Origin of the sequence: Chitinophaga sp. (genome assembly GCF_036566945.1) — a bacterium.
In the GTDB taxonomy this organism is placed as follows: Bacteria; Bacteroidota; Bacteroidia; order Chitinophagales; family Chitinophagaceae; genus Chitinophaga.
In genome coordinates, this window is the sequence record NZ_DATCVJ010000802.1 from 1 (window position 1) to 9,259 (window position 9,259).

The following is a 9,259-nucleotide window of genomic DNA, read 5'->3' on the forward strand; positions in this document are numbered from 1 at the left end:
TTTCACCGCCACATCCGGCACATCACCAATCACAAGGCATTGAATACGGTTTTTTGGGTAAGAAATAGCCGAAGGCAGGTTATTCACATACAGGAATTCATCCAGGCTAGGTGTAATATGATCTGCTTTTTCCGTCACCGACTTACGTTCTATATTTTCTGTAAACGCATAGAACTTCTTGATCATCCCAAATTCCTTCAACTGAAAATCAGAATATCCATCACCGATACCATGTATTTCGCCCTGCAGCTGCAGTTCGCGTAGCAGCTTCACTTTACCACCTTCATTCGACAACGGATTGTTTTCATCATAGCCCACTATTTTCCCCCCTTCATTAAACACAAAAGTATTCGCGTAAATGTTTTCCTTTTTGATATGAAAAGGTAATACCACCGGGGTAATAAACTCTTTGAATCCGCCAGACACGATCAGCACATCATCTGCATGATGTTTGAAAAAATTCTTATTTCTTGAAAAAGACGTGGATACCTGCTTTTTTAAATGTTTCACCAGCTGCTTCAGGTGATCTTTGTTAGCTTCCAGTAACTGCACTCTTGCCGCCAGACTTTCCCTGAAAGACAATTTGCCCTCCATCGCCAGATTGGTCAGGTCTTCAATTTTTTTATAAATCTGCTCCCTGTCCGGGTGCTCCTGCAAGGAAATGCGCGCCAGTTCATCTAATGCTTCCACCTGCGTAAAGGTGCTGTCGAAATCAATAATATAATATTTTTTACTCACGGATTTGTTTTTAAATAGCCTGCTGTTGCGCTAATTGGAGCACAAAAATATAAGTTTAAATAGGATTTAAAAGACAATCTTTCGTTTCCGGAGTGATGGCTTCCCGAAGATCCCGATGAACAGGAGCTGTATTATAAGTGTTTCTTTTCGGGACAGGCTATATATATATTTATTTTACTAATTTAATTTCACCCTTGGGAGATGATAACTTTATGGATAACGTCTGTAGCCCGGGTCCACCTGCTATAGCGTATCCCACTCCGTTTCATCCGGTTCCCCGGCTTCCTCTTTCTCTCTGGCGATTAATTCATCCGATCTTCTTTCACCAATCTGCTGCCGCCACATGGCGTAATAAAGCCCTTTGTGTTCTACCAGTTCTTCATGCGTACCTGTTTCGGCGATCTTTCCTTTCTCCAACACAATGATTCTATCCGCATGCATAATAGTCGACAAGCGATGCGCAATCAATACCGTGATCTGCTCCCGCAGCGCGGAAATGCTTCTCACCGTATCTGTAATCGCTTCTTCAGTAATAGAATCCAATGCGGAAGTAGCTTCATCAAAAATGAGTAAGCGCGGCCGCCGGATCAGCGCACGGGCAATAGAAATCCGTTGCTTTTCTCCGCCGGATAATTTCACCCCGCCTTCCCCCAGCTTCGTATAAATGCCTTTGCCGGACCTAGCCAGCAAAGCCGTACAGGAAGCCTTTCTCAGCGCTTCCAGCACCTCTTCATCAGTGGCATCCGATTTTACAAACAACAAATTTTCTTTGATAGTGCCGGCAAATAACTGTGTGTCCTGTGTTACAAACCCGATCTGTCTTCTCAACGCATTAAACCTGATATCAGCAGTGGGCACATCATTGTAATATATTTCTCCCGATACCGGCTTATACAAACCCACCAATAATTTTACCAGGGTAGATTTCCCCGATCCGGAAGGCCCCACAAAAGCAATCGTATCACCGGTTTCCACAGAAAAAGAAATCCCATCCAACGCATTGGAGGTAGCCGTTTTATGCCGGAACACCACGTCCTCAAATCGCAACTGCTGCAAGTCGCCTATCTCTACCGGCTCGAGCGGACGCTCTTCCACAGGCCGTTGCATCAGGTGATGAAATAAATATAAAGAAGCTTCTGCCTCCCGGTACTGAATAATAATGTTGCCCAGATCCTGTAACGGCACAAATATAGCCGTGGTAATAAACTGCATGGTGATCAGCTCACCGGTCGTTAAAATATTGCGGAAAATGAGCCAGAGCAAAATAAACAGGATAGACTGTTTTAACACGTTGAGCGTAGTGCCCTGCAAAAAGGAAAGCGTTCTCACCTGCCTGGTTTTCTCCATTTCCAGGTCATATATTTCTTTGGTAAATGTTTTTAAACGCCTTATTTCCGGGAAGGTAAGACCCAGACTTTTGACCAGCTCTATGTTGCGCAACGACTCTGTAATAGCACCGGATAATTGCAGGGTTTCCCGGTTAATAGCCCGTTGCACCGTTTTCATTTTCTTGCTGAGCAACCCCGTAAGTCCTCCGAGAAAAATAATGCCTACCACAAACACCGGTATCAGCGCCCAATGTTTGGTAATCGCATACCAGATTAAAAATCCCATTCCCACCACAGAAGTAAACAGGATGTTGATAAATGCCGTAATAAAACGTTCGGTATCTGTTCTTACTTTTTGTAATACAGCCAGCGTTTCCCCACTTCGTTGTTCTTCATATTCTTCAAACGATAAGCGGAGCGTTTGTTTCAGGCCATCATTGAATACCTGCATCCCAAATTTCTGCACCACCAATCGCAATACATATTCCTGGAAAGATTTGGCCAGTCGCGCCAGCAAAGCTATAACAACGGCAATCCCTAACCAGACCAGTACTCCCTTCACTAATTCCGGTTCGGCCTTACTCCCCGTTTTGCCGGCATAATCATCGATGATTTTTCCGAATATCAACGGATCTGTCATCACCAGGATCTGACTGATACCTGCCAGCAACAAAGACCATACGACCAGCCACTTGTGAGGCTTTAAGTAGTTCCAGAGAATTTTCATATGCTAAAATATACGAAAAAACAGGCAGACCTACGGCTGTCGTTTAACAAAAAGCAGGTGCAGCTTCTACCTATTAACTACTAGTTCTTCGCCCGGATAGTCTTCACTTCTGCAACAGTAACCGCTGCGGCCTTATTACCAAAATTATTCCGCACATAGGTGAGCACATCTGCTATTTCCTCATCTTTCAGGAAATTATGCGGCGGCATATTATTGGAATAATATTCGTCATCTATCGGCTCAGACGCCTGCATGCCTTTCAAAACAATTTGTACCAGTTTGGTTTTGTTGCCCAATACAAAAGAAGTTTTTATCAACGGCGGATTCAGGTGTGGCACACCGCTGCCATCTACCTGGTGACAAGTCAGGCAGTATTGCTCATACACCTTTTTGCCGCGGCTAACAGACTGCCCGATGCCAGGCTTCTTCGGAGCTTTTGTTTGCGCCGATAAAAAAGAAAGTGTTGCACAGAGTGCAACACCTATGATCAGAACTTTCTTCATACAATATTATTTACCGCTATAGCTGATTTTATATACGGTTCCTTTTACATCATCGGTTACATACAAAGAGCCATCAGGCCCCTGTGCTAGTCCGCAAGGGCGGTGCTGCGCCTGACCCGGCGATTGAATATTGGGGACACCCGCAAAATCATCTGCAAATACTTCCCACTCGCCAACAGGCTTGCCATTCTTAAACGGAACGAAGGCTACAAAATATCCTTTTTGTCCTTTCTGCCGGTTCCAGGAACCATGAAAGGCAACAAAGGCGCCGTTCTTATATCTTTCCGGAAACTGATTGCCGGTATAGAACAACAACCCGTTGGGCGCCATATGCGCAGGAAATGCGATCACAGGGTCTATCGCATTTTCTCCGCCTGTTTTACTACCATCGCCACCATATTCAGGGGCAAGTATCTTCTGATGCTTAGATCCATCATAATAGATATACGGCCAGCCTGCATTGTCTCCCTGCTTCAGCGCATACATGCACTCTGCGGGTAATTCATTTCCTTGTTCCAGGCTATAATGTTCGGGAAACATATCAAACAAACCATCTCTGCCATGCTGCATCACAAATAACTGGTTGAGCGATGCGTTCCAATCCAGTCCTACTACATTACGTAAACCCGTAGCATAACGAACGCCGTCGCCATAAGTCTGGTTCAGCTTATCCGCTTTAAACTGCCAGATGCCTCCCGCAGAATCCAGTATAGGACAGCCTTCTATGCCTTTGGAACCTTTTGCTCTGTCCTGTACCTGGCAGGAATTGGAATAGGCGCCAATGTTTACATAGATATTACCGTCGTTGTCCAGGGTCAATGCTTTCGCTTCATGCTGATGACGGTTAATTAAGCCGGTCACGATCTTCTCAGGCTTGTCCATGTTGATGATCTCCGATTTATCATTCAGCTTATAACGGAATACTTCTTCATCTGAGGAAGTATACAGATAATCTCCTTTGATCACCATACCGGTACCACGGTAGGTACCAAAAGATTTGGCCACGCCATTATGTACTACTGCAATGGCTTTACCGGGTTTGGAAGATTGGATTTTTACATACAGGTCTCCCTGCGGCGTTACAGCAATATGGCGGGCTGCACCAAGATTTTCTGCCACTACCTGGGCTTTAAAACCTGCTGGCAGCTTCAATCCGGGATCCGCCGGATTAACGGCCACCCGATGGCGTAGCACCGTACTGTCGCCATTATGTGGCAAACTGCGTGCAGACAATAAAGTCATGACTGACAAGCATCCCAGCAAAATTATTTTCGTTTTCATACTATTATATTTTCAATGAAATAAGCGGGTTTTCAAATCTCCGGCTGTAAAAATAATAAGGTTTTTATTTAATCCGCAAATATTGGATAAATGGCGACAGCGGCGGATCGTCGCCGGAAATAAGCTGACCGGATGCTGGCAGCTGTCAGGCCTCAGCCTCTCACCACCTTTGACGTATAGTACTTCATCAGGTAATGATACACTACCAACTCCTGCAACCGGGCGTTGGCACTGAACATCCTGTTCAGAAACATATGCAGATAATGTGGCAGCAGCTCCATCGCTGCAGACGCGTGAACGGCGGTGATTTTGCCCGCCAACGCCCTCATTGCTGCGCCCCGTGCATGCAGTATTTCGGAAGAAGACACCGGAAGCGTATAGTCATTTCCGTTATCATCCAATACGGAAGCAATCAACCGTGTATGTTGCCGGTACTTATTATTCAATTGTAATAACAGCGCAGCATCTCCATGATGCTCTGCAAAAAATTGTTGTTGCAGCTCCCCGAGTAATTGTAACTTCATCAAAGGTGTACAGCCAAAATCACGCAGCAGTTCATCCGCCCCTTTCAGCGCCAGTAACCACCGTTCCCGCGATTCCGAGGCTGCTATGCCGGACAACAGGCGAACAACCGCCACGCTGTCGTGAAAAAAGAATTGCTCGCTCAGGCTCATCATAGCCGGTCCATACCGCTCCAATTCCCTTATATACGTGTCGAACTGTATCTTTTGTACAATATCACTTTCCAGGTAAGCCGATAACACCTCCTGCAATCGCTGCATCACCTCACCGCTGCTATCGCGGTAATGCGGTAAATGAAAACGGACCCGGAGATGGTGATCCGGATCCTGAAAACGGATAAAGAACCAGTGATCTGTTAACCCTGCCTCCTGCAGCTGATTTATCAGTGGCAGCAACTCAGTCAGCAACAGCTTATCCATCCATTTTGGACCACAGTAAATTTTTACATACAACCATTCGCTGCCCGGTGGGAAGCTTCGTTTTATAGGGGGTGATGCCGGTAATCCGGATTTTACAGGTCTCCCCGAACTCGCGGGTACTTCCCCTGCGCCGGGTGTCCCCGGTAATCCCTGCGCTCCTCCAGCCAACTCCGCGTCCCGGGAGAACATCCTCTCGGCTCTCTTATACCCCGTGTTACAAATTGGAATAATCACTTCATTACAAAAAAAGCCGCTTTCATTGGCCAGCAAACGCGTATCCTTGTTAAACAACTGCTCGTATAACACCACATTACCTTTCTTCAGTTTATTGATTAAAAGCATCCCCGCAAATACATTGTTCAGGTCTATCAACAGGTCATTATCTCCTTCAGACAATAACACCAGATCGGGTAGGCGATATTGTGTTTTCAGCAGCTGCAGCGCAGCTTCCGGAGAATGGTCGCGCAACAGTGCAGCGAAAGTATGGTGAGGAATATACCACCTGGCCCTTTCCAGTATAATCTCCCGGTATACTACCCGTGGCAGAAAAGATTGTTCTGTGAGGTGGCCCCAGTTCCAGTGAATAGATAATGACTGCTGCTGCTGCAGGTCACATAAAAATTTGTAGGCAGATAATCCCCTGCTGAAATTATGTGCGCTGGTAAGCCGCGGCAGCACTTCCCTGTTTAGCCGCGCGGAGCGCAATACCACGCTGTTGTCCCGCACTGCTACATACAGGTCGCTGACAGGCAACAGAAAATCATCTGCCACGCCACCCTTTCCGAGAAAAGGTATTTCATAATCGTATAGCTGTGGCCGTAGTAATACATTGCCGGTGCGACCTTCCGGCAAATGCACTACTTCCGCCAGAATGCGATCTTTTTCCAGTGCCTGCTCCATTTGCGCAAACGTCTTCAGCCTGGCCTGCAACGCAGGATCACCGGCGGCAAAGCGGCCCAGTAGTGCCAGCGCATTAGGTCCATTGCACGACTTCAGTAATAACTGAAAGTCTCCCCGATCCAGCGCAGCAGCATCGGGGGCCAGCAGGGAGCCTAATACAGACAGAAAAGGAGGTAATACCGGCGCATCCACTGCGGCCGTCAGTTCGTCCAGGTCTGCATCCGTAATGTGGATAACAGTAGCCTGCTGTTGTTGCGCCAGCAGGAATTGTTGCCACACAAATTTCGTTTGTGCATTCCAGTGAAGCATGTCTTTGTTTTTGCCGGCTGGCATCACCAGGTCGTCAATCAGCGGGGTATAGCTGGAATCATCTCCCGATACAATCCCATAGCCAATACCAGATTCGCTGTCCAGCGCCATCATCAGGGGAATTTCCCTTTGATCATATTGTTGCAGGAATTGCTGCTTAAAGGTTTGCAGGTCGGTTGGAATGCCACGCGTACCTAATACAGCGAGCTTCTCCAGTCGTTGCAGCAGCCGGTCCGTCACCTCACTGGAAAGATCGGCAGTGACGGTGGGAAAGAACAAGTCTACCTGCACCGGATCTTTGGCAGTGATGGCCGGGAAATTTTCTGTTAGCAGTGTTTTAATTTCAAGGTAAGGCTTTACCCCTTCTGATGGCTGGTGCAACAGATGCTGTATACGCTGCAGGGCGGTCAGGACCGCCGGTGGTTGCTCACATGCGCGTAATCCGGCCATCAACGCAGATAAACCATCTTCACCCGTGATGGCGGGTGTTAAGCCGGCTACCAGGATCTGGTGCGTGATCAGAGATTCGATAAAAGTGTGGGCTTCTTCCAGCGCAACATCCAGTTTTACTAATTCTGCCAACAGCTGCTCTATACGGGCGCCTGCAGCAGCGGCTGTTAATACAGTATTGATATATTCGTTTTGTGTAAAAGCACTGAGAAAATAATATCTCTTTTTATCCCTTAACTGGTACTCAAAATAGCGGAAGGAATGTCCGTTCTGATAACGGCTGTTGTTAGGATAAAAGCGCAGCTGCTGCCGGAGTTCCGGCAATTGCACCAGCTCATTCATCAGCTCGGAAAGGTATTCCATATCCAAACGGGCTACCTTATGCCGGCTATTGGCTGCTGGCGCCGAAAATGCAGATGGGTGGGTGCCAATACGCCCGGTGGCACAACCGGCAAATAATCCGTATGGTGTGCAGCGGGCACCCATTCTAAGGAGGTAGCGGTACAGCGCAAGTGGTAACTTAAGTTGACTATCAGGCTGCGCCAGCCATTTCATCATTTCAGCATACAGCGCAGGACTGGCCAGAAAAACAGCTTCCTGTAGCAAGGGGCGGGCATACATTTCCCGGATAGCCGCTATAAAAGACGCAGACTTGTTATTGCTTCTGCAATGCAGCAGCAGCAGTTCTTCACACGACAACAGCGGCATCCTAAGCAGATAGAAGCCGCAAGTAGCTAGCAAGGACATATCATTTAAACACACTTAGTTTAGCAGGAAAGCGCTCGCATTCCGATCAGCATGCTTAAATAAAGATAAAAGGATTTTACGATCTCAGGTCACGGCTATTTTAACAGCGGGAATTACTCTTTCCATTTCGTCTACAAATTTCTTGTAGCTCGCAGGTTTTCCAAGATATCCTTGCCTTTCTTTCCAGCAAAGGGACTCCACTTCGCGACTGGAATAAGCGGTCACCAGAATAAAAACGCAGTCCTTTTTAAGGAACTGCGCTATAATATCTCTTGTATTTCCTCTTAGATTAACATCCAGAAAAACAACGTCCACTTTTCTTTCAGCGATCAGATGTTCAATTGTATCTAATTCTGAGGACTTTTTTACAAGTTTCAAATAGGAAGTTCTTTGGATATAGCTTTCCAGTATGTCTATTGCCAGAGGCTCGTCATCTACTATGGCACATCTGTATTGCATCTTATACCGTGGGGTTAAACAATTAGGAATAATAACACCAAGCGAATTATGCTTCTGAAAGAGGCGGTACAGCGCCTGTAGTGGGAAGGGTGGGGAAACTTGATTCCATTCCTACTCTTGATTTATCAGAAGCACGCATATTCTCAATCGTCGAAACATCAGCTTTTGAAATTATTTCTTTCTCTAACATCAACATGAGGCGATTGTTCACAGACATATTAGTTTTCAGCATAAAATAATTTTAAGAATGATTGATGACTAATATCAACCATCGAAGCTCGCCCATAGCCATTAAATGGCATACTTTATTAGACGTAACTACAATTATTTTCGACGAACTGTCCCTATTCCGCCATGTGTTAGTTATTCATCCTCATCATTATAGTTGGCAATGCCAAGTAAACGTTTCAGATCCTGCCGGGATGACTTGGAGATAATAACGGTTTGTCCGTTGACCACTTCTACGGTGTTGCCCATAATGGATTTGATGGACTGTAACCGTATAATGTAAGATTTGTGGATGCGCATAAACTGATCAGCTGGAAGTACATCTTCCATTACTTTCATACGCATGTAGGTAATGATACTTTTGTCTTTGCAAACAATTTTAATATAGTCTTTCATCCCTTCCACATAGTAAATATCATCGAAAAGAATTTTGGTTAACTTATTATTATCCTTTACAAAAAGATGATTAGAAGGGCTAACCTTAGGCTTCACAGGCTCTATATTAATGCTCTGTTGCTGTTGTTGTTGCTGCCGCTGCTGAATATGATTACGGACTTTATTGACTGCTTTCAGAAAACGTTCAAATGAAATCGGCTTTACCAGGTAATCTACCGCATCCAGTTCAAAACCTGCAATGGCATGGTCTTT

At 45.9% G+C, this 9,259-nt stretch carries 8 protein-coding genes; all 8 read right to left on the reverse strand.

Annotated elements, in window-relative coordinates; translation table 11 throughout:
- A partial coding sequence (locus VIP81_RS24335; RefSeq protein WP_331967467.1) for an HAD-IB family phosphatase occupies positions 1-738 on the reverse strand: 738 nt, incomplete at its 3' end.
- 243 nt (positions 739-981) lie between these two features.
- Positions 982-2,793, reverse strand: coding sequence for an ABC transporter ATP-binding protein (locus VIP81_RS24340; RefSeq protein ID WP_331967469.1), 1,812 nt, complete (start codon positions 2,791-2,793; stop codon positions 982-984).
- An 80-nt stretch (positions 2,794-2,873) separates the two neighbouring features.
- Positions 2,874-3,296, reverse strand: a complete 423-nt coding sequence (locus VIP81_RS24345; RefSeq protein WP_331967471.1) for a c-type cytochrome — start codon at positions 3,294-3,296, stop codon at positions 2,874-2,876.
- A gap of 6 nt (positions 3,297-3,302) precedes the next feature.
- Entirely contained in the window at positions 3,303-4,577 is a 1,275-nt protein-coding gene (locus tag VIP81_RS24350) for a PQQ-dependent sugar dehydrogenase (RefSeq protein ID WP_331967473.1), read from the reverse strand.
- A gap of 152 nt (positions 4,578-4,729) precedes the next feature.
- Positions 4,730-7,918: a lantibiotic dehydratase gene (locus VIP81_RS24355; RefSeq protein WP_331967475.1), complete on the reverse strand. Its 3,189-nt coding sequence runs from the start codon at positions 7,916-7,918 to the stop codon at positions 4,730-4,732.
- Between the two features lie 90 nt (positions 7,919-8,008).
- Complete coding sequence (locus VIP81_RS24360; protein ID WP_331967477.1) at positions 8,009-8,383, reverse strand: response regulator; 375 nt, start codon at positions 8,381-8,383, stop codon at positions 8,009-8,011.
- Positions 8,384-8,429: 46 nt separating this feature from the next.
- Positions 8,430-8,615 carry a hypothetical protein gene (locus tag VIP81_RS24365; protein WP_331967479.1) on the reverse strand — a complete coding sequence of 62 codons (186 nt, stop codon included), beginning with the start codon at positions 8,613-8,615 and terminating at the stop codon, positions 8,430-8,432.
- 131 nt (positions 8,616-8,746) lie between these two features.
- The coding region (locus tag VIP81_RS24370) for a DNA-binding response regulator (RefSeq protein ID WP_331967481.1) at positions 8,747-9,259 on the reverse strand (513 nt) is incomplete at its 5' end.